Origin of the sequence: Bacillus sp. FSL L8-0193, assembly GCF_037976065.1 — a bacterium.
Classification (GTDB): Bacteria; Bacillota; Bacilli; order Bacillales; family Bacillaceae; genus Bacillus; species Bacillus paralicheniformis.
On record NZ_CP150261.1, the window covers coordinates 3,459,922 to 3,479,984 of the forward strand.

Here is a 20,063-nt window from a genome sequence, read left to right on the forward strand (position 1 = left end):
TCCATCCCCCTTGTGATTAAACTAATTCGAATACCCCTGCTGCTCCCATACCTCCGCCGATACACATTGTTACAACGCCGAATTGCTCGCTTCTCCGCCGCATTTCGTGGATCAATGTCAGCGTGAGCTTTGTGCCCGTGCAGCCGAGCGGATGTCCGAGCGCAATCGCTCCACCGTTGACATTGACTTTTTCTTCATCGATGCCAAGCGACCTGATCACCTGGATCGCTTGTGATGCAAACGCTTCATTTAATTCGAATAAACCGATATCAGAGAGCTCAAGTCCTGCCATCTTCAGCGCCCTTGGAACAGCTTCAACAGGACCGATGCCCATCACCTCCGGCGGAACGCCGCCGACTGCGAACGAACGGAACCTTGCGAGGGGCTTTAACCCAAGCGCATCCGCTTTTTCTCTGTCCATGATCATCACTGCGGCCGCCCCGTCGCTCGTCTGCGATGAATTCCCTGCCGTAACAGAACCGTCCGCCGAAAACGCCGGTTTTAACGTTGACAGAACGTCTTTCGTTGTCCCCGGGCGCACACCTTCATCGGCAGAGAAAGTAAACGTCCGCTCCTTCAGCTTGTGATGGTCATCCACTTCTCTGACGGTGACGTCCACCGGGACGATTTCATCTTCGAACTTTCCTTCCGCGATCGCTTTGGCTGCTTTTTGATGGCTGCTGACGGCAAATGCATCCTGATCATCCCTGGAAACGCCGTATTTAACGGCAACCTGTTCAGCCGTATGGCCCATTCCCATATAATATTCAGGAGCTGTTTCCGCGAGCGCCGCGTTCGGTCTGACGATATGTCCCATCATCGGCACGATGCTCATCGATTCAGCGCCGCCGGCAATGACCGTGTCGGCAGCTCCAAGCATGATTTTTTCGGCCCCGTAAGCGATCGATTGAAGTCCTGAAGAACAATATCTGTTGATTGTAACGGCCGGAACTGTGTGCGGCAGCCCGGCAAGCGCGCCGATATTGCGCGCCATATTCAACCCTTGTTCGGCTTCCGGCGTAGCGCAGCCGATGATTAAATCATCGATATTCCCTTCATAACCACCAGCTCTTTTCAACGTCTCTCTCACTGCATATGCGCCTAAATCATCGGGACGGACAGTCCTCAATGAGCCTTTTTTTGCTTTTCCGATCGGGGTTCTCGCTCCCGATACAATAACTGCCTCTTTCATTATTTTCCCTCCTTAATTACGCAAAGGTTTGCCTTTTACAAGCATATGCTGCATTCTCGCCTGCGTTTTCGGTTCGCTCACAAGGCTCAGGAAAGCTTCTCTTTCCAAATTGAGCAAGTATTCTTCCGTTACTTCAGCGCCGAACGGAACCCTCCCGCCCGCGATGACAAACGCCAGCTTTTTCGCTATCTTCATGTCGTGTTCAGAGATGGCGCCGGACAGCTTTAACGATTCCGCACCGAGCAGGAGCGCCGCATAGCCGGTTTCGCCTGTCACCGGAACTTTCTTTTTCACCGGCGGACGGTAGCCGCTTTCGGAAAGTGTCAGGACGAGTTTCTTAGCATCGTATAACAAGTGATCCTGGTTGATGCTGATTTGATCCTCTGCGGTTAAGATGTTCAGCTCTTTCGCTTCTTGAGCCGAAGTCGACGTTTTTGCAAGAGCAATTGTCTCAAACGTTTTGATGGCGGCCTCCTGGATATCCGGTTTAACGCCTTCAGGCAGCCCCTTCAAGTAGTTTAAATAAAGCTCTTTATTGCCTCCGCCGCCCGGAATCAGGCCGACGCCTGTTTCAACGAGGCCCATGTATGATTCACTTGAAGCTTGAACACGGGCTGCAGGCAGACAAAGCTCAGTCCCCCCGCCAAGCGTCATCCCGAACGGAGCAGCGACGACCGGCTTGGTACTGTATTTCACTTTCATCATCGTCTCCTGGAACTGACGGATGATCATGTCAATTTCCATATAGTTGTCGTCTTGGGCTTCCATCAGCATCATCGCAAGATTGGCTCCGACGCAGAAATTTTTGCCCTGATTGCCGATCACAAGTCCTTTATAATTGGCATCTACTTCCTCAAGAGCGAATTTGAGCATTTGGATGATGTCGAGGCCGATTGCATTGCTTTTCGAATGAAATTCGAGCAGTGCGACATCATCGCCTAAATCGATCAAACTTGCCCCGCTGTTTTTCTTGATGACGCCTTTTGTTTCTTTGAGTGACGACAAATGGATCGTTCTCTTGTTTTCTTGAAGCGCCCTGTATTCGCCGCTTTCAAAACAGTAGCAGAACGTCTTTCCGTTTTCTCTAAGGTAGAAGGTCTCATGTCCTTTTGCGAGCATTTCCTTCACCCAGTCCGCGACTTTCCAGCCCTCTGCTTCAAGCTTTTGCACCGCGTTTTTCACACCGATGCTGTCCCACATTTCAAACGGACCTTCCGACCAGCCGAACCCCCATTTCATCGCCTGATCAATCGCCGTTATGCTGTCAGCGATTTCCCCTGTCAGCTCAGCCGAATAGACAAGCGTCGGAGCTGTCATGTTCCAAAGAAGGCTTCCCGCTCTGTCATCTGAATAAATAAGCGCTTTCAATCTCGCTCCTGCGCCTTTCATTTGCTTGGCCGCTTCAAGTCCCGATGTTTTTAATGGTTGGCGTTTGCTGTAGGTCATCGTCATCGGATCGAGCTCAAGGATGTCTTTTCCTTCTTTTTTGTAAAAACCTTGTTTCGCTTTGCTTCCGATCCAGCCTTTTTCGAGCATTTGTTCAATAAATTCAGGCAGCCGGAAAACGTTTTTTTCTTCGCCAGTGACTTGGTTATAGACATTTTTGGCAACGTGCGAAAATGTATCAAGCCCGACGACATCTAGCGTTCTGAAAGTTGCGCTTTTCGGGCGTCCGATCAGCGGGCCTGTAATCGAATCGACTTCGCCTATCGTGTAGCCGCCTTTCAGCATTTCCTGAACCGCCACAAGCAAGCCGTAGGTTCCGATGCGGTTGGCGATAAAGTTTGGCGTGTCTTTCGCTTCAACAACCCCTTTGCCAAGGACGTCTTCGCCGAATTTCTTCATAAAATCCAGCACTCCGGGATCCGTTTCATCAATCGGAATCACCTCAAGCAGCTTTAAATAGCGGGCCGGGTTAAAAAAGTGCGTTCCTAAAAAGTGCTTTTTAAAATCAGCGGACCTTCCCTCCGCCATCTGCCTGACGGAGATGCCTGATGTATTGCTGCTGACGATGCTTCCGTGTTTTCTGTATTGATCGACCTTTGAAAACACTTGCTTCTTGATCTCCAGGTTTTCGACAACCACTTCAATAATCCAGTCGGCATCTTTAATTTTTTCAAAATCGTCTTCCATGTTCCCTGTGCTGATACGGCTGATATTCTTCTTCGATGTCAGCGGAGCCGGTTTTTGCTTTAGCAGCTTTTGTACGGCTGACTGTGCCAGCCGGTTGCGCACATCCGGGTCTTCAAGGGTGCGGCCTTTTTTTCTTTCCTCATCTGTTAATTCACGCGGCACCATATCGAGCAGTAACACAGGAATCCCGATATTGGCTAAGTGAGCCGCGATTCCGGAACCCATTACACCGGAACCGATAACGGCGGCTTTACGAATATGCTTGACCATGAAAGATCCTCCCCTACTTTGAATGAATACTCATTCATTTTTGCTCCAAAAAAATAAACTCTCCTGTCTTCTTTCATCTTAAAAGATTTTGGAAGCGAGTTCAATAACTTGGTGCAAAATTTCTGAAATTTTTTCAGCGGGTATTATTTTGCCGCGGTTACATGTTTCCCCGCTTTTGGGACAAACCAATAGAGAGGGAGGTGAAGGCCTTGGTACGTGAAAGAAAAAATCCATCTTCAGCCGCAGTCAGCGCCGCAAGCATAAAAGGTAATGCAGGTCCGGATTATAAAAAGGCGGATGCGGGCGGAAAACGGACAAGCCAAAACCAGCAATATAAAAAGCATAATATGGATGTTCCTGAAGATCACTAAGCCCCCTTTAAGCATCCGGTATAAATTTCCGCTGTGTTAGGAAATCTAAAAATAAACGCTAAAAGGAGGCAGACTCATGCAGCAACAGCAAGGAATGACAACACCGCCGCCAGTCATTTCAACAAAGGATCATCTGTATTTGCAGGATATGCTGAACTGGAACTTGCTCGCAATGAAAAAAGCGCATTTTATGGCGGACCAGTGCCAGGATCAGTCTCTTAAAACAGAACTCGACAGGGTCGGACAAATGCACCATCACCATTACAATGTGATATTGGAGCAGCTTCGACAAAATCAAACGCAAAACCCGTCAGCATACATGCAATAGGAGGTTAATGATGAATCAGCAAAACCAACAGAAAATCGGCAATCAGGAAACTCCTGTCCCGAAAACGAGCGCGATGAATGACAGGGATTTTGTCAACGAACTGCTGACAACCGAAAAATACATGACGGCAGCATACTCGACAGCGCTTAATGAATTAAGCCATGAGTCGCTTTACCAAGCCGTTCAGCCGCTGTTTAACGAGGCGCAAAACGTACAGCGCAGATTGTACCAGGTGATGTTTCAAAACGGATGGTACAAGGTGGAGGCAGAAGATGCCCAGAAAATCCAGCAGTCTTATCAGCAGTTCCATTCTACATTGCAAGACCAGTCGCCATATCAGCAAAACCAATAAACAAAAAATAAGCAGAGGAGTCTCCCTGCTTATTTTTTTTGATTAGCCGCTCGGTGCGCTTCATTTCGTTCTTTAATTTGACGGATTACTTCTTTTATCTCCTGCTTCGCATCGGGATAAGCTCCGTTCCAATGCTTGGCGAGGGGCGGCATGCTTTTGGCGATATGGCTGTAGATGATCCACATCTTCACCTGTTCTTTCAGTTCTTCGTCCGTTTCGCCTAAAAGCAGCTCCGTATATTTCTCAACAAGTCCATCCAGCTGCTCCTTTAGTTTTTCCACTCACGACACCCTTTCTTTACGTTTATTTCTCGGGCATGTCCTGCATTTGACACCGTTTTTGTCTGTTGCATAATACAGACAGCAAGTCGTGCGTGTCCGGTCCTCCGCATGCTGTCCGGGATAAAACCTTTTGAGAGGGTTTTCGTCCGCCCCTTCTTCAAAAAGACCGGGCTCAGCTTCATAAAGAAGAAAATGAAAATCTTGCGCCGCCCGCGCCTTGAGTTTCGGATCTTCCAGAAGCGTGTCATACATCCAATACAGATAAACGGCAATATTTTCCCAAAGAATATGCTTTGAAATCGAAAATACCCGCCGACAGGCCGCGATCAGGCCGCCAAGGTGGCACCTGAAGATATCCTCAGTCAATCTTTTCAGTTCTTCGGTGCGATCCGCTTCGATAAGCTCAGCACCTTTGTGAAAATAAAACGACGGCGTCCACCCTCGATCATCAGCTTCTATCTCCCATGACACGGAAGCAGGAGCGGTTGGCAAGCGCTTTCCCCAAACCGTAAACAGATAGAAATGCAGCGCAGCCAGCATCCCGCTGCGCTTGACGAGCATTGAAGCCGCAACTTTTTGATTCGGAGCGTTCAGCCTGTCTTTAATATCTTCTACATAACGTTCTAAAAAATCCTCATCAAGGAGCTTGTTTCCTTTAACAGAGAATAAGGAGCCGGTCTGCTTCGTTCCAAGGCGAAAACGAAGCAATGACTCAAGCTCCTCTTTTGTTAAATTAAGCATGGGACTGAACCACCTGCTGGACGATGCATCTTCCTCTTCCGTACGGAATGCAGTGCGGCGTGCCGAAAAGCGGATCTTTCGTCACTTCGCAGTCCATTTCAAAAACGTCCTGCACAAGCTTGCAGTTGATAATGGATTCAGGCCGGCCTTCGGCATATATCTTTTTATCTTTAATCGCGACGAGGTGGTGAGCGTAGCGGCAGGCAAGGTTCAAATCGTGCAGCACCATCACGATCGTGCGCTTTTCGTGTTCATTTAATTCAAACAAAAGGTCCAGAATTTCAATTTGATGCGTCATATCCAAGTATGTCGTCGGTTCATCCAGTAATATGATATCCGTTTCCTGGGCGAGCGTCATCGCGATCCAGGCGCGCTGCCGCTGGCCTCCTGACAAGGAATCGACTGTGCGCTCGGCCAGTTCTTCCATTCTTGTCGCTTTCAAAGCCTTTTGCACAGCCTCTTCATCTTCCGCCGACCATTGCTTCAGCCAGTTTTGGTAAGGGTACCGCCCCTGCTTAACGAGCTGGAGAACGGTCAGGCCTTCCGGAGCCGAAGGGCCTTGAGGCAGAATGGCCAGCTCCTTTGCCACTTCTTTCGTGGGAAGTTTGGCGATGGAGCTGCCTTCGAGAAGCACTGAACCGCCCTTTGGCTTCATCAAACGTGCGAGAGACCGAAGGAGAGTCGACTTACCGCAGCCGTTGCTGCCGATAAATACGGTGATTTCACCTTTTGGGATCGTTAAGTTTAACTCATCAATAATGATTGTTTCTCCATAACCTAAGCTTAACGTTTCTGTTGAAATGGCACTCATAAATGAAATCTCTCCTTTTATTGGTTTCTGCTTTTATACAGCAAGTAGATAAAGTAAGGGGCGCCGATCGCTGCAGTAAACACACCGGCAGGCACTTCAACGGGAGAAAAAAGCGTGCGTCCGATGATGTCGGCAATCAGCACAAGCAATCCTCCGATCAGCGCTGCAACCGGCAAGAGGGCGCCGAATGATGAACCGACAAGCCTTCTTGCGATATGCGGGGCCATCAAACCGACAAATCCGACGGTTCCGGCAAAGGCAACGGCAATTCCGGCAAAAGCCGTGCTCAGCAGAAGGAGCAAAAAGCGGTTCCGCTGAACCGAGCTGCCCGCTCCTGTCGCCAGTTCTTCACCAAGCGTCTGAATGTTGACGTTTCTGGCGGCGGCTGCGGATATCAGCAAAAGGACAAGCGCAGCCGGCATTAAAATATTCACATCCTGCCAGTTCGATCCATATACTGATCCGGTAATCCAGACGTTCGCCTGAGACATTCTGTATATCGGTCCTTTTATCATAAACAATGTCGTCAGCGACTGGGCAAGCATCGAAAATCCGATTCCGATCAAAACGAGCCTGAAAGTCGAAGAGCCGTTTTTATATGAAAGAAAATAAACGAGCATTCCGGCGAGAGCCGCGCCGATAAATGCGGCAACCGGGAGCCAGCTGATGCTGACCGTAAGCGCATTGTTTTTATTGGAAAACAGCATTAAAAACAAGACAACGGCGACTGAAGCCCCGCCGGTCACACCGATAATATCCGGCGAAGCGAGCGGATTGCGGATCAGACCCTGAAGGATCGATCCGGCTGCCGCCAGACAGATTCCGGCAAACAGAGCGACCAAAATCCGCGGCATCCTGAAGGACATGATGATCAGGTCATCGCCCGGATCCCCCATGCCCAAAAACGTTTTCGCGACGGCGCCCGGAGAAATAAAACGTTCACCGATGCCGGCGCTGAGGATGACTGCACAAGCCGTCAACACCAATAGGATCACGAACGAAAACAGTGCTTTTCTGCCGATCAACAATGAAATGCCGCCTTTTCCGATTCTCAGCGTGCGGTAATTTTTCATTTTTGGAACCCCCTTCTCGCGATATAGACAAAAATGGGTGTCCCAATGATGGCTGTCATGACGCCGACAGGCACTTCTTCAGGCATAATCAGGTACCTTGCGCCAATGTCTGCGGTTACAAGCAGGATGGCTCCCAGCACGGCACAGTACGGAAGAACCCAGCGATGGTCGTGGCCGACGATAAATTTTGCAAAATGCGGGATAACAATACCGATAAAACCGATCGGCCCGGCGACGGCGACAGATCCCCCGGCAAGCAGGATAATCGAAACCGCCATCAACGCTTTGATCAGCCACGTTTTCTGGCCGAGGCTTTTTGCCACTTCCTCCCCCATCGTTAAGACATTGATTTTCGACCCGAGTAAAAAGCTGATGATGAATGCCGGCACGATATATGGAAGGACGGAGACCAAGAGGCTGAGGTCGCGCCCCTGGACAGAGCCCGCAAGCCAAAACAGCGCCTGCTCAAGAGCTGCTTCATTAACGGAAAGCATGCCTTGCGTTAATGATGAGAACAGCGCTGACATCGCCGCCCCTGCAAGCGTCAGCTTGACCGGCGTCAGCCCTTCCCTTCCGAGGGAGCCGACAAAATAGACGACAAGCGCGGCAAACGCTGCACCAAAAAACGAGATCCATGCAATCGTCTGAAGCGAACTGACGTGATAGAAAAACAGCGCTCCAACAACAAAGAAACCGGCACCCGCGTTCACGCCGAAAATTCCCGGGGAAGCAAGCGGGTTTTTGGTCATCGCCTGCATTAAAGCGCCGGCAACTCCGAGGGAAGCGCCGACAGTTGCAGCAATCAGCGCGCGCGGCAAACGCACGTTTTTGATGACAAGATGTTCATTAGAGCCGCTGAAGCCGGTAAAAGCCTTGTAGGCCATCGACCATGACGTATTCGTATAACCGTATACGATACTAGCGCAAACGGCGGCAACCAGCACCAAAATAAAAGACAGTAGTGCGATTGTTCTATATTTATTCGTTCTTAAGAGCATAAATTAAAATTCTCCTAGTTTGACTGAAACATCTACTGGTTATTGTATCAGATAACATTGATCTTGAAAATCATTTTCAATTAACAATTGACAAAATTCTGATCAAAAATTATGATCAGGATGAATGACTTACATACCTAAGGAGGACACACATGAAGAGATGGTCAATTGTTGGATTTATCGCTTTGTTAGCGATTTCAATTCTTGCAGCCTGCGGCGGAGGCAAGGATGACTCTGCAAAGGGCGGAGAGAATAAAGATACGATCACCGTTAAACACGCAATGGGTACGGAAGAACGAGTGCCTGCAGACCCAAAAAGAGTCGTCGTCCTGACAAATGAAGGAACCGAAGCGCTTTTGGAACTCGGAATCAAACCTGTGGGTGCAGTCAAATCCTGGACAGGCGATCCTTGGTATAAGCATATTCAAGCCGATATGAAAGGCGTTAAGCAAGTCGGGCTCGAAGGCGAACCGAATATCGAAGCGATAGCCGAGCTAAAGCCTGATTTAATCATCGGGAATAAAATGAGACATGAAAAAATCTACGACAAGCTTGAAAAAATTGCTCCGACTGTCTTCTCTGAAACGCTGCGCGGCGAATGGAAAGACAACTTCTCCCTCTACGCGAAAGCGGTAAACAAAGAGGAAAAGGGCAAAGAAGTTTTAGAAGATTTCGATAAAAAAGTCAGCGAATTAAGCGACAAGCTCGGCGACCAGAAAAAGAAACGGGTGTCGGTTGTCAGATTTATGGCCGGCCAATCAAGGATTTACTATAAAGATTCTTTCCCGGGAATCATCTTGGATCAGCTCGGTTTTAAGTATCCGGAAAAACAGGAAAAACTGTTTGAAAAACAAGACGACAAATTTGTTTTTATGACGGAAAATAAAGAATCGATCCCTGAAATGGATGGGGATGTCCTGTTCTATTTCACATATAAACCTGCCGAAAGCAAAACAGAGGCCGAAACATGGCAAAACGATTGGACAAGCGATCCGCTTTGGAAAAAATTGAACGCTGTCAAAACCGGAAACGCCCACGAAGTCGACGATGCGATCTGGACGACGGCCGGCGGTGTCAAAGCAGCGTATCTGTTCCTTGATGACATCGAAAAATACTTTTTAAAATCGTAAGCAAAAAAGAGCATTTCCGCCGTTGGAAATGCTCTTTTGTTTATTTTCCGTGATAGATTCTTGACGTACCATCCGGCCATTTCACCCGCAGATGAAACAGGTCATATCGCTCATCAAGATTGAAAGCCTCGAGCACATTGCTGATCACGTCCTGCTTTGAATCGGATTTGGCGATCGAAAGCTCGCTTAAAACCATTTTCATTTCGTTTAAAGCTTCTTCCCCTTCGCGGTCCGCTCCGTTCAGGTGGTCTTTAATCGATGCTTCTTCCCGCTCCTGTTTGTCGTATACGGCTGTAAACGAATTGTGCTTTCCACGGCCATAGTTCACTTCCAATGCAAATGCAGCGTAAGGCACGCTTTCCACATCTGAAACAGGAGCGTTATCGGGAACGGCCTCCTTGCCTTCGGCATGTTCTTCCGCTATTGAACGGCAGCCGGTCATCAGGATCATGACGAGAGCGATAACGGCCATCCGAAATAGGTTCATACCGTTCATCTCCTCTATGCACATTATCCTTAGCTATGTCCACTTTGCGGAAACTCATTCAATCTCTCAGCGGAAGCCTTTATATCATCTCTAACAATGCTTCTGCATCACGGACAGCCGGCTGAATGGCCGCTTCCCAGAAATCCCGCTTCGTCAGATCGGCGCCGAGATGCTTCATCGCCAGTTCCTCAACAGACATGGAGGCTGTATCTTTTAAGAGCGCGATATATTTTTCTTCAAACGCCGCCCCCTCTTTCAGCGCTTGCGCGTAAATGCCAAGCGAAAACAAGTAGCCGAACGTATAAGGAAAATTGTAGAACGGGACAGACGTAATATAAAAATGAAGCTTTGATGCCCAAAAATACGGATGATACTCGCCAAGCGCGCCGCAAAACGCTTCTTTCTGAGCTTCTTCCATCAGCTCGTTCAGTCTTCCGGCGGATACGACGCCGTTTTTTCGTTCATCGTAAAAGCGGGTTTCAAATAGAAACCTCGCGTGAATGTTCATAAAAAAGGCGACGCTTCGCTGGACTTTATCTTCCAGAAGGACGAGTTTTTCTTCGTCTGAACCGGCTTGTTTTAATGCCGCATCAGCCACGATCATTTCTGCAAAAGTAGACGCGGTTTCCGCCACGTTCATCGCGTACGCCCTGTTTAGCGGTCTGACGTCCAGCATGGATTCCTGATGAAAGGCATGGCCAAGCTCATGCGCCAGCGTGGAAACGTTTGACTGGCTTCCTGCAAATGTCATAAATATTCTCGATTCCCCGCTGTCAGGAAAATTGGCGCAAAAGCCGCCCGGGCGTTTGCCTCCCCTGTCCTCAGCTTCAACCCATCTGTCTCTGAGCGCTTTTTCAGCAAAGGAGGAGAGCTTTTCTCCAAACGTTTTAAACTGCCCGGTAATAAAAGCGGCTGCCTCTTGATACGAATATTCCTTTGCCGCTGAACCGATCGGCGCTTCGACGTCATACCAGCTCAGTTTATCCAGCTCAAAGATAGACGCCTTCCGGGAAAGATAGTCTGCAAACGGCTTTTTATGATCAATAATGACCTGCCACATGACATCAAGGGTTTCCTGCTTCATGCGATTGATGTCCAGGGGTTCTTTTAATACATTGTCCCAGCCTCTCGCCTCATAGACGTTCAGTCTGAAACCGGCGAGGTGATTCAGCGTGCTGCTGAGCAAATCAGCGTGCTGTTCCCAGCCGTGGTCCAAATTTTCCGATACGGAGCGGCGGATCTTTCTGTCAGGTTTAGATGTCAGGTTCTGCGCCTGTCCGACAGACAGAATTTTCGTCTCGCCATCTTCTTCATACGGGATTTGAATTTGGTCGACGATGCTGTCGTACATATCACCCCAAGCATGATATCCGTCAACAGACAAACCTTGAATCAATGTTTCCTGTTCGGAACCAAGCTTTTCCGTTACCCGCTCCCTTCTCTCATTCAAAATATAAGAGATATTGGAAATGCCTTCTTCTTGAAGGATCGCTTCCCATTCTTCATTTGAGACAACGGCAAATTTGCTGTCAAGCACGACCAGCGCCTTCTGAGCATCGGCAGCGAGCTGGGTGACCTCAAAATTAAGGGCATTCGCCTTTAAATCCGCGGTGTCCTGCGCTTGGAGACATCCGACAAAAGCGTCTGCTTCGCGAATTTTAACATCAATTGTTTCAAAAAGCGCCAGTGTTTCCTTCAATTCATCAAGACCGCTTTTTGAGACGGTAAGAGCCTCGGCAGAGCGTTTAAAAGTTGAAAGCAGCGCTTTAATTTCATTTAAATATTGACGGAACTCGACGGAGCCGCTCCCGCCTTTAAAGAAAACCTCGAGATCCCACGTATCTTTAAGTTGATGAAATGTCATTGTTCCCGTCCCCTTTCATTGGCTTGTTTCCATTATAAGATAAATTTGGCTTTTCAGGGCAAATAAAAAACGGCCGGCTTGTGAGCCGGCACGCCTCTTCCCTGATCATATTACAGCTGCCTCATCCGTTTGACCGCATAGCTGGCCGTCAATAAACCGATTAGGCCGAACACAAATAAATACAATCCGCCTTTACTTTGCGGCGGGCCTTGAACAGCATCTGTGCCGCTTGATATTTCCGCGCTGAATGGTTCTGCGATTTGCAGGGTCTGAAGCAGCCTGCCGTCCTCTCCTTTAATGTTCAGAATTCCGTCGCTGTCTACATTTTCACTCAGGGCTTCGCCTTTCTTTTTCGTCACGTATAAAGGGTTTTTCAGTTCATGGCTTGTCCCGTTCTGGTCGGTAAACGCCTCTCCCTTTTTGAGTTCTTGTGTCTCGTAATTGTGAAATCCTTCATCCAGAAGCGTTTTTGTATCGCTGTACATCATTTTCTTGCTATCGGCCTTCATGATGACGGCGATTAAATTAAGGCTGCCCCGTGTTGCCGTTGTGACAAGGGTATGCTTTGATTCATCCACAAATCCTGTTTTGCCGCCGGTTATTCCTTTGTAAGGAATCTCACCTGTCAGCATTCGGTGATGGTTTTTCAGCGTCGTGTCCCACGTCTGTCCGTGCCATGACGTTTGCTTTTCCGAAAAAAGCGCTCGAAACGTTTTGTTTTTCATTGCGTACTCGGTAATTCTCGCCATGTCGGCGGACGTCGTATAATGATTTTTGTCAAACAGTCCGTGAGGATTCACAAAATGAGTGTCATGCACTCCGGCATGCTCAGCAATAAACGCGTTCAAATCATCCGCAAACTGTTTCACGCTTCCGCTGACATGTTCGGCGATCGCCGTTCCGGCGTCATTTCCCGAATTCATCAGCAGCCCTTGGAGCAGCCGTTTTAATGGAACCGACTCCCCCGCTTCCAGATATACGCTTGATCCTTCCGTTTGAGCAGCATTTTTGCTGACTTTCACACGATCTTCTAGATCTCCGTTTTCTATTGCATAAATCGCCGTGGCAATTTTTGTAATGCTGGCCGGGTACATTTTTTTGCGGCTGTTTTTTTCATAGAGAACCTGCCCCGATTTCCCATCGATCAATATGGCGGAAACACTTTTAATTTCCGGTTTGTTTTTTTCTCCTGCTTGAGCCGAGCTATGAAAAAACAGCGTCAGACATAGTACAATAATGAACAGGAGGGATCGTTTAACATTCATCGTGTCACCCTGCCTTCTTTCTATCTTGCGTTTTTTTATAAAAAATAGGTCTTTTAGCACTTTTTAAATTTTATCAATGATAAACTGCCGCTGACAAGCCTTTTTTTGTCAACAAGCCAAAATTTTGAATGGAGGAAACTCATTGAATAATAAAATCGCCATCGTAACAGGCGCGACGAGCGGATTTGGTTTATTGACCGCTTTAAAACTCGCCGGCACTCATTTCGTCATCGCAACGGCGCGCCATCCCGAAAAAGCGGAAGCTTTACGGAACCGCATAGCGGAGCTTTCGATCGATTCATCGATTGCCGTCACTGAACTAGATGTCACAAACGAACAATCGATTTCAACATTTACCGAAGAGCTGAAACCGTACGGACAGATAGACGTTCTCGTCAATAATGCAGGAACGGCATACGGCGGATTTGCTGAAGAGCTTTCTCTTGACGACTACAGAAAACAGTATGAGACAAATGTTTTCGGCCTGATGGCGGTAACGAAAGCGGTCCTTCCTTATATGAAGAAACACAGCGGCGCCAAAATCATTAATCTGAGCAGTATCAGCGGACAGATCGCTTTCCCCGCTTTCTCGGCATATGCTTCATCAAAGCATGCGGTTGAAGGCTTTTCAGAAAGCCTCCGCCTCGAACTCCGCCCATTCGGAATCGATGTGGCCGTCGTCCAGCCGGGATCGTATCAGACGGCGATTTGGGAGACATCATTTGCCGCCCAGGTCACTGCACCTGAAGCCAAATCACGGTACAGTACATATTTTGAGCGAATCTCCGCCTACATTGCGGCGAACCGCCAACATTACGGAAACCCTGATGATGTGGCTGAACTGATTTGCCGCCTCGCTGTAAAAAAGCGGCTGAACAGGCTGCGCTATCCGATCGGCAGGGGCGTCCGCCTCATGATCCTCCTCCACAGCGCCCTGCCATGGAGGATTTGGGAACGCGCGGTCATTAAAAATTTGTTTAAATAAGGTTATTTAAAATAATTATAATTTAGTATTGATTTTAATATTATATTTGTTATAATATAATTAACAAATGAAAACACGAGGAGGAAATATCACATGATCTCTCAACAATTAAAACAGCAAAATCCTGTACTTGAAAACTCAATGAATACGAATTTGTCCAACTGGTTCATTCTCTACACGAAGCTTCACCGTTTTCACTGGTATGTAAAAGGGCCGCAGTTCTTTACCCTTCATGAAAAATTCGAAGAGCTTTACAACCATGCCGCAGAAACGGCAGATGTGGTCGCGGAACGCTTGCTGGCCATCGGCGGACAGCCGCTTGCCACAATGAAAGAATACCTTGACCACGGCACAATCGAGGAAAACGGATCCGAAAAAACGGCCGAAGAAATGGTTTCCGCACTTGTCAGCGATTACCGTCAAATCCGCGATGAAATTCAGCATACCATAGAACTGGCGGAAGAAAAATCAGACCATTCTACCGCTGACCTTTATATCGCCCTGACAGAGGAAATTGATAAGCAAATTTGGATGCTTAGTTCATTTTTGGACAAGTAATATGAAAAAGCCATGGCAGACGCCATGGCTTCAGATTGTTGACAAAATCCCAAAACTAAAAGCCGTTTTGGGATTTTGTCATACTTTCAGCGTGACCCTCAACCCTTGCAGTCTAGGAAAGCCGAGCATCGGAAGCTGACTTTCACAGGATGTGATGACGGCGGCGTTTAGGCAGGACGCCTAGGCGGTTAGCCGCCGATCCTTCCTCTATTCGTGAGCACCGACGCGCAGGCTTGACAACGAATGCGAGGGTTTGGCGACACGCTGAAAGCCATGGCAGACGCCATGGCTTTTATTTATGATTTGCTTTTCGCAAGCTTTGCTTTCATTGTTGTTTGCTTTCCGTTTCTCAGCACCTCAAATGTGACGGTATCTCCTGCTTTTGCTTCAGTATAAAGAATTTTTCTGAGATCTGAAGTGGTTTCGACGTTTTTGCCGTTCATTTTGGTGATGACGTCGCCGGCTTTCATACCCGCGTCTGCCGCAGGCGATTTCGGCGATACTTTATCGATGTACACGCCTTTATTAAGCTGGTCTCCGAATAGGCCGAGCGTATTTTGCTGGTACTGTTCAGGCACCTGCTGCATATCGATCATTTGCACGCCGAGGAAAGGCCGTTCCACTTTCCCTTTTTCCAAAAGCTCGTCAACGATCGGCTGAACATCGTTGCTCGGAATCGCGAAGCCAAGCGATTCAACACCGCTTTGGCTGATCTTCAGGCTGTTGATGCCGATGACCTGCCCGCTGCTGTTAATCAGAGGCCCGCCGCTGTTTCCAGGGTTGATCGCCGCATCTGTCTGAAGGACGTTCATATCCCAATTCCCTTCAGATGTTGAGACTTCAATCGTCCGGTTGACACCGCTGATGATGCCTTCTGTAACCGTTCTTGAAAATTGAAGGCCGAGAGGGTTCCCGATCGCAATTACTTTTTCGCCGGCGCGCAGTTTTGCGGAGTCTCCGAAACTTGCAACCTTATCAACGCCTTTGCTGCTGATCTCTAAAACAGCCAGATCAGTCAAAGCGTCGCTGCCGATAATCTTGGCATCCGCGGTCTTTCCGTTGTATAAGGAGATGGTCACCTTCGAGGCGCCTTCAACGACATGGTTGTTTGTGATAATGTAGGCCTTGCCGCCGTCTTTCTTAAAGATGACGCCTGATCCCGTGCCGCTCTCCTCCACGTCGTCTTCAGAGAAGCCGAAGCTCGTTTGAATATTTGAAACTCCGACGATCGCAGGCTCCAAATCTTCCACCATATCAGGTACGTTATCTGCGTTTGTGACAGGTTTTGTGGTGAAATTCTGCGACTGCTTTGGCTCTGTCTGTCCGGTTCCGGCAGTTTCGCTCGGATGATCGCCCGGCAGATACGGGGAGATTCCAAGCACCAAGCCGCCTCCGATGATCCCGCCCAAAATCGGGCTCAGCCACGAAGCCTTGCGCCGCTTTTCTTTTGCCGCTCTCGTTTCCCTGGCATCTTCCAGGGCTGCAGCGGTTTCTTTATTCGTAAGATCTGACTGATCGTCTGTATCCTTCTTTAAAATCAGCTCGGGCTCCTTTGCCGGCTGTTCTGACTGCTGCTCCTCAGAACCTGCCGTTTGCGGCGTCTGCGCTTCTTCGTGAAACTGCTCTTCATTTGCATGTTTTTGTTCGTCATCGCGTCTAAAATCCATAAGCGTACACTTCCTTTATTTTTCTTGTCTTCAACTATCGCAAATGGCATTAAAGCTTTAACATCCACAAAAAAAGAGACCCGGCCATCGTTCACTCTGTTTTCATTCCCTTTCTTCCCTGATGAATATGTTACGAAAACATTGTGGGATAAAAATGAAAAGAATATGTGAAATTATGAAAATTGACCAGACTTATGTTAAAACTAGTATAATGACGTAGAAAGGATGTGAACCGCCCTTGTCATACTCCATTTATCTAGTTGAAGATGAAGAGAATTTAAATGAATTGCTGACAAAATACTTAGAGAGTGAAGGCTGGCACGTCACTTCTTTTCTAAACGGTGAAAGCGCCAGGCAAAAAATAGGCCAGTCACCTCATTTATGGATTCTCGATATCATGTTACCAGATATCGACGGGTATACGCTAATAAAAGAAATAAAAAATCAAGATCCGGAAGTCCCCGTCATTTTTATTTCTGCGCGCGATGCCGACATTGACAGAGTGCTGGGGCTTGAACTGGGCAGCAGCGACTATATATCTAAGCCGTTTCTCCCCAGGGAGCTGATCATCCGCGTGCAAAAGCTGCTCAAGCTGATTTATAAAGAAGAACCGCCTGAGAAGAAAAAAGGAACGCCGGTTTCCTGCTATGAAGTCTATGAAGACTTGAGAGAAGTCTATGAAAATGGCAGCATGATCAATTTGACGTCAAAGGAATTTGATCTTCTGCTTCTATTTATAAACAACCAGGGCCGCGCCTTTTCAAGGGAGGATATTCTCACCAGCGTCTGGGGAGACGATTACTTCGGAACCGACCGCGTCGTCGACGATCTTGTCAGAAGGCTGCGCAAGAAAATGCCCGAACTGAAAGTGGAAACCATCTACGGGTTTGGCTACAGGATGTTGAAATCATGAAGAACAGGTCGCTCGCCTTTCAAATTTGGAGTGTCATTTGCGGCATCCTGTTAACGGTCTCGATTTTGCTGACGTTTCTATTCTCGACGACACTGCAGAACTTTTTCACTGATGAAATTTATACAAACATTGAAAATGAGCAGCATGTTCTGACGGAATACGGATTTTCCGATTCACCGGAAAGAGGCTTCGGCGGAAGCAGCGGCTCGCGAAGCACAAACCGCCACGTTCAGCACGTCCTGCTGCCTGAGAAAGGAACCGTCTATCAGAGCCCGCAGATTCTCCCCGATTCATTTATCGAGAAGGTGCAGAAGCTCGGGAAAAGGCAGGACGAGTCATCGAAAAGGTATTCGGAGAATGTCAACGGAGAGCACGTTTTCTTTGTGCTCAAAAAAATCCAGACCCAGGACCAGACGTTTCTGTTGTTATCCTATGCGCTTGATTCATACAGGGACGATTTGTCTCATACGCTGTTTAAGCAGCTGCTGTTTATTTTGATCGTCGTCATTTTGCTGAGCTGGATTCCTTCTATTTGGCTGGCGAAATATTTATCAAGACCGCTCGTCACGCTTGAAAAGCACGTCAAACAAATCTCTAAACAGGATTGGGATGATCCCGTGATTGTCGACAGGGAAGACGAAATCGGCAAGCTGGGGCACACCATTGAAGACATGCGGCAAAAGCTCATCCAGAAAGATGAGACAGAACGCACGCTCCTGCAAAACATCTCCCACGACCTGAAAACGCCGGTCATGGTCATCCGCGGGTATACCCAGTCGATCAAAGACGGCATCTACCCTAAAGGAGATTTGGAAAACACGATTGAAGTCATTGAAGGCGAAGCTGAAAAACTTGAAAAGAAAATCAAGGATCTTCTTTATCTGACAAAGCTTGATTATTTGCTGAGACAAGAAAGACAGTACGGAACTTTTGATATACAAGAGGTCATTAAAGAAGTTGTTGAACGCTTGAGATGGTCCAAAAAAGAATTGAACTGGAAGATTGATCTTGAAGAGGAAACAATGTTGACGGGCGATCAAGAACAATGGAGCAAGCTGTTGGAAAACGTTCTTGAAAACCAGATCCGCTATGCGGAGACATTCATTGACATCAGCGTCAGGTCGACGAAAGAACATACGTTGATCACCATTAAAAATGACGGACCGCACATTGAAGAAGAGATGCTTTCCAGCCTGTATGAGCCTTTTAATAAAGGGAAGAAAGGCGAATTCGGCATTGGACTCAGCATCGTTAAACGAATCTTAACGCTCCACCATGCTGACATGACCATTCGGAATGATCAAACCGGTGTGTGCTACTCAATATCCGTTCCGAGAAATTAGACTGTAGACGCTGCAGTCTTTTTTCATATAAACGAATAGCCGTTGAAATCCCGGTAGCTCGGCTTCACTGTGTTTTTTGGCTTTTTCATCCATTTCTTTTCGCACAGGACGTGCTTTGGATATTTAACTTTGTCCACCTTAATTCCCCTGCTGCGCAGGCGCCTGATCATGTCATCGATTTCTTTCATCAACCTTCACCCTTTCTCCGCAAATTTTGACCACTCGGTCACCTTACTTTATAATATAAATAATATCAAACAAAAAAACAAGTTACAATCTAGTTAAAAATATAACGGAGCAAAAAAAGTGACCCGCCAGTCACCCCGGTCCGCCGAAAGCCGCTTTTGGGTTCGATCTTTCAGGAAGGTGAAAGCTATGAAACAAAAAGAGAAAGTCATTATTGAAACAGCCATCAAACTTTTCGCTAAAAAAGGATACAGTTCTACTTCAGTTCAAGAGATTGCAAAAGAGTGCCAAATGTCAAAAGGCGCTTTCTACATTTATTTTAAATCAAAAGAAGCGCTCCTCCTTTCAGTCCTTCACTACTACTATGAAAGAATCTTTACCCGAATCCAGAAAATCAAAACGGAGCATGACCATCCGCGCGATGTGTACCGGATGCAGCTCGTCGTTTTTTTCGAAAACATTTTGGAGCATAAAGAGTTTATCACGATGCAGTTTAATGAGCGGTCGATGCCGATCAATGAAGAAATTGAGGCGTTTGCGAAAAAAATGCGGAGAACCACGCTCAGGCTGCACATCGAAAACATCCAGAACATTTACGGCAAAGACATTGAACCGTACAGCGCCGAACTGTGCTTTATGATCAACGGAATGAGCGATGTCTACCTTGAGCTGATGATTTTGCTGCACCATTCGTTCGACCTGCAGTCTCTCGCCGACCACATGCTGAACCGCCTCGACGATTTGGCGAAGGGGATGATCAAGCGCAATGACCAGCCGCTGATCCCATTCGAAAAAGCAGACGAGTGGTTCGGCCCATTTTACACATTTGATCCGCTGAAGGACGCCCTGCTCAATGAAATGCGCGTCAAAGCGAACAAGCAGTACAACGGCGCTCCTCCTGCAGACCTTGCCGAAAGCCTGGATATTCTGGAGAAAGAGCTGAGAAAAGAAAAACGCAAAAACGCCATTATCAAAGGCATGATAGCCAACTTGAAGGAATATCCCGCGATTCGAAAAGAAACGGACAAACTCGCCGAATTGCTCAAAAAAGACATGCACCATCCGCACGGATGATCCGCAAAACAAAACCGGCTGCAATGCATGCAGCCGGTTTG

The 20,063-nt window shown here is 47.7% G+C and carries 21 protein-coding genes; 9 read left to right on the plus strand and 12 right to left on the minus strand.

Features of this window, described 5'->3' with window-relative positions:
• Positions 1–16 precede the first annotated feature (16 nt).
• Together MHH76_RS17470 and MHH76_RS17475 are read right to left on the minus strand one after the other, a co-directional pair.
• Positions 17–1,192 carry an acetyl-CoA C-acetyltransferase gene (locus MHH76_RS17470; RefSeq protein WP_025809838.1) on the minus strand — a complete coding sequence of 392 codons (1,176 nt, stop codon included), beginning with the start codon at positions 1,190–1,192 and terminating at the stop codon, positions 17–19.
• 12 nt (positions 1,193–1,204) lie between these two features.
• Positions 1,205–3,595 (minus strand): 3-hydroxyacyl-CoA dehydrogenase/enoyl-CoA hydratase family protein, encoded by a 2,391-nt coding sequence (locus MHH76_RS17475; RefSeq protein ID WP_025809840.1) that lies wholly within the window; start codon positions 3,593–3,595, stop codon positions 1,205–1,207.
• 209 nt (positions 3,596–3,804) lie between these two features.
• Between MHH76_RS17475 and MHH76_RS17480 the strand changes: the two genes are divergently transcribed.
• From MHH76_RS17480 to MHH76_RS17490, 3 genes are all read left to right on the plus strand, one after another.
• Positions 3,805–3,966, plus strand: coding sequence for a YuzL family protein (locus MHH76_RS17480; protein ID WP_020452884.1), 162 nt, complete (start codon positions 3,805–3,807; stop codon positions 3,964–3,966).
• A gap of 76 nt (positions 3,967–4,042) precedes the next feature.
• Complete coding sequence (locus MHH76_RS17485) at positions 4,043–4,294, plus strand: hypothetical protein (protein ID WP_023856221.1); 252 nt, start codon at positions 4,043–4,045, stop codon at positions 4,292–4,294.
• Positions 4,295–4,304: 10 nt separating this feature from the next.
• Entirely contained in the window at positions 4,305–4,646 is a 342-nt protein-coding gene (locus tag MHH76_RS17490; protein WP_009329552.1) for a spore coat protein, read from the plus strand.
• A 29-nt stretch (positions 4,647–4,675) separates the two neighbouring features.
• Here MHH76_RS17490 and MHH76_RS17495 read toward each other — a convergent pair whose 3' ends face one another.
• The 5 genes from MHH76_RS17495 to MHH76_RS17515 are packed head-to-tail and all read right to left on the minus strand — an operon-like array spanning position 4,676 to position 8,550.
• A complete protein-coding gene (locus tag MHH76_RS17495; protein WP_020452886.1) occupies positions 4,676–4,927 on the minus strand; it encodes a YusU family protein in 252 nt (83 codons plus the stop codon).
• Positions 4,928–5,668, minus strand: a complete 741-nt coding sequence (locus MHH76_RS17500; RefSeq protein WP_023856222.1) for an IucA/IucC family C-terminal-domain containing protein — start codon at positions 5,666–5,668, stop codon at positions 4,928–4,930.
• A complete protein-coding gene (locus MHH76_RS17505) occupies positions 5,661–6,479 on the minus strand; it encodes an ABC transporter ATP-binding protein (protein ID WP_020452888.1) in 819 nt (272 codons plus the stop codon). Before MHH76_RS17505 ends, MHH76_RS17500 begins: the two co-directional genes overlap by 8 nt.
• Positions 6,480–6,496: 17 nt before the next feature.
• Complete coding sequence (locus tag MHH76_RS17510) at positions 6,497–7,552, minus strand: iron ABC transporter permease (RefSeq protein ID WP_020452889.1); 1,056 nt, start codon at positions 7,550–7,552, stop codon at positions 6,497–6,499.
• Complete coding sequence (locus tag MHH76_RS17515) at positions 7,549–8,550, minus strand: iron ABC transporter permease (protein WP_020452890.1); 1,002 nt, start codon at positions 8,548–8,550, stop codon at positions 7,549–7,551. Before MHH76_RS17515 ends, MHH76_RS17510 begins: the two co-directional genes overlap by 4 nt.
• A gap of 152 nt (positions 8,551–8,702) precedes the next feature.
• On the opposite strand from MHH76_RS17515, the gene MHH76_RS17520 reads away from it, so the two are divergent.
• Positions 8,703–9,680 carry an iron-siderophore ABC transporter substrate-binding protein gene (locus MHH76_RS17520; protein ID WP_020452891.1) on the plus strand — a complete coding sequence of 326 codons (978 nt, stop codon included), beginning with the start codon at positions 8,703–8,705 and terminating at the stop codon, positions 9,678–9,680.
• Between the two features lie 40 nt (positions 9,681–9,720).
• On the opposite strand, the gene MHH76_RS17525 is transcribed toward MHH76_RS17520, so the two are convergent.
• From MHH76_RS17525 to MHH76_RS17535, 3 genes are all read right to left on the minus strand, one after another.
• Positions 9,721–10,167: a YusW family protein gene (locus tag MHH76_RS17525; protein WP_020452892.1), complete on the minus strand. Its 447-nt coding sequence runs from the start codon at positions 10,165–10,167 to the stop codon at positions 9,721–9,723.
• 79 nt (positions 10,168–10,246) lie between these two features.
• Entirely contained in the window at positions 10,247–12,031 is a 1,785-nt protein-coding gene (locus tag MHH76_RS17530; protein ID WP_025809843.1) for a M3 family oligoendopeptidase, read from the minus strand.
• A gap of 110 nt (positions 12,032–12,141) precedes the next feature.
• A complete protein-coding gene (locus MHH76_RS17535; protein ID WP_025809845.1) occupies positions 12,142–13,296 on the minus strand; it encodes a D-alanyl-D-alanine carboxypeptidase family protein in 1,155 nt (384 codons plus the stop codon).
• Between the two features lie 142 nt (positions 13,297–13,438).
• On the opposite strand from MHH76_RS17535, the gene MHH76_RS17540 reads away from it, so the two are divergent.
• Both MHH76_RS17540 and MHH76_RS17545 read left to right on the plus strand, forming a co-directional pair.
• A complete protein-coding gene (locus tag MHH76_RS17540; RefSeq protein ID WP_023856223.1) occupies positions 13,439–14,281 on the plus strand; it encodes an oxidoreductase in 843 nt (280 codons plus the stop codon).
• A 93-nt stretch (positions 14,282–14,374) separates the two neighbouring features.
• The gene (locus tag MHH76_RS17545) at positions 14,375–14,839 is read left to right on the plus strand and encodes a DNA starvation/stationary phase protection protein (RefSeq protein ID WP_020452896.1); all 465 of its coding nucleotides are present in this window, start codon (positions 14,375–14,377) and stop codon (positions 14,837–14,839) included.
• A 296-nt stretch (positions 14,840–15,135) separates the two neighbouring features.
• Here the strand turns inward: MHH76_RS17545 and MHH76_RS17550 are convergent, their stop codons facing one another.
• Entirely contained in the window at positions 15,136–16,506 is a 1,371-nt protein-coding gene (locus MHH76_RS17550; RefSeq protein ID WP_003185101.1) for a S1C family serine protease, read from the minus strand.
• A gap of 238 nt (positions 16,507–16,744) precedes the next feature.
• Between MHH76_RS17550 and MHH76_RS17555 the strand changes: the two genes are divergently transcribed.
• Together MHH76_RS17555 and MHH76_RS17560 are read left to right on the plus strand one after the other, a co-directional pair.
• Positions 16,745–17,419, plus strand: coding sequence for a response regulator transcription factor (locus tag MHH76_RS17555; protein WP_009329557.1), 675 nt, complete (start codon positions 16,745–16,747; stop codon positions 17,417–17,419).
• Positions 17,416–18,762 carry a HAMP domain-containing sensor histidine kinase gene (locus MHH76_RS17560; protein ID WP_003185106.1) on the plus strand — a complete coding sequence of 449 codons (1,347 nt, stop codon included), beginning with the start codon at positions 17,416–17,418 and terminating at the stop codon, positions 18,760–18,762. Before MHH76_RS17555 ends, MHH76_RS17560 begins: the two co-directional genes overlap by 4 nt.
• A gap of 23 nt (positions 18,763–18,785) precedes the next feature.
• Here the strand turns inward: MHH76_RS17560 and spxO are convergent, their stop codons facing one another.
• Entirely contained in the window at positions 18,786–18,950 is a 165-nt protein-coding gene (gene spxO / locus MHH76_RS17565; RefSeq protein ID WP_009329558.1) for an anti-adapter protein SpxO, read from the minus strand.
• 187 nt (positions 18,951–19,137) lie between these two features.
• Here spxO and MHH76_RS17570 point away from each other — a divergent pair, with 187 nt between their 5' ends.
• Positions 19,138–20,022 (plus strand): TetR/AcrR family transcriptional regulator, encoded by an 885-nt coding sequence (locus MHH76_RS17570; protein WP_020452897.1) that lies wholly within the window; start codon positions 19,138–19,140, stop codon positions 20,020–20,022.
• Positions 20,023–20,063: the final 41 nt, after the last annotated feature.

Excerpts from the sequence above, each read along its gene's own strand:
- MHH76_RS17520 (WP_020452891.1), top strand. The coding sequence starts at position 8,703 with ATGAAGAGATGGTCAATTGTTGGATTTATCGCTTTGTTAGCGATTTCA.
- MHH76_RS17530 (WP_025809843.1), bottom strand. The coding sequence starts at position 12,031 with ATGACATTTCATCAACTTAAAGATACGTGGGATCTCGAGGTTTTCTTT.
- spxO (WP_009329558.1), bottom strand. The coding sequence starts at position 18,950 with ATGAAAGAAATCGATGACATGATCAGGCGCCTGCGCAGCAGGGGAATT.
- MHH76_RS17470 (WP_025809838.1), bottom strand. The coding sequence starts at position 1,192 with ATGAAAGAGGCAGTTATTGTATCGGGAGCGAGAACCCCGATCGGAAAA.
- MHH76_RS17525 (WP_020452892.1), bottom strand. The coding sequence starts at position 10,167 with ATGAACCTATTTCGGATGGCCGTTATCGCTCTCGTCATGATCCTGATG.
- MHH76_RS17505 (WP_020452888.1), bottom strand. The coding sequence starts at position 6,479 with ATGAGTGCCATTTCAACAGAAACGTTAAGCTTAGGTTATGGAGAAACA.
- MHH76_RS17570 (WP_020452897.1), top strand. The coding sequence starts at position 19,138 with ATGAAACAAAAAGAGAAAGTCATTATTGAAACAGCCATCAAACTTTTC.
- MHH76_RS17560 (WP_003185106.1), top strand. The coding sequence starts at position 17,416 with ATGAAGAACAGGTCGCTCGCCTTTCAAATTTGGAGTGTCATTTGCGGC.
- MHH76_RS17550 (WP_003185101.1), bottom strand. The coding sequence starts at position 16,506 with ATGGATTTTAGACGCGATGACGAACAAAAACATGCAAATGAAGAGCAG.
- MHH76_RS17510 (WP_020452889.1), bottom strand. The coding sequence starts at position 7,552 with ATGAAAAATTACCGCACGCTGAGAATCGGAAAAGGCGGCATTTCATTG.
- MHH76_RS17490 (WP_009329552.1), top strand. The coding sequence starts at position 4,305 with ATGAATCAGCAAAACCAACAGAAAATCGGCAATCAGGAAACTCCTGTC.
- MHH76_RS17485 (WP_023856221.1), top strand. The coding sequence starts at position 4,043 with ATGCAGCAACAGCAAGGAATGACAACACCGCCGCCAGTCATTTCAACA.
- MHH76_RS17545 (WP_020452896.1), top strand. The coding sequence starts at position 14,375 with ATGATCTCTCAACAATTAAAACAGCAAAATCCTGTACTTGAAAACTCA.
- MHH76_RS17515 (WP_020452890.1), bottom strand. The coding sequence starts at position 8,550 with ATGCTCTTAAGAACGAATAAATATAGAACAATCGCACTACTGTCTTTT.
- MHH76_RS17535 (WP_025809845.1), bottom strand. The coding sequence starts at position 13,296 with ATGAATGTTAAACGATCCCTCCTGTTCATTATTGTACTATGTCTGACG.
- MHH76_RS17500 (WP_023856222.1), bottom strand. The coding sequence starts at position 5,668 with ATGCTTAATTTAACAAAAGAGGAGCTTGAGTCATTGCTTCGTTTTCGC.
- MHH76_RS17475 (WP_025809840.1), bottom strand. The coding sequence starts at position 3,595 with ATGGTCAAGCATATTCGTAAAGCCGCCGTTATCGGTTCCGGTGTAATG.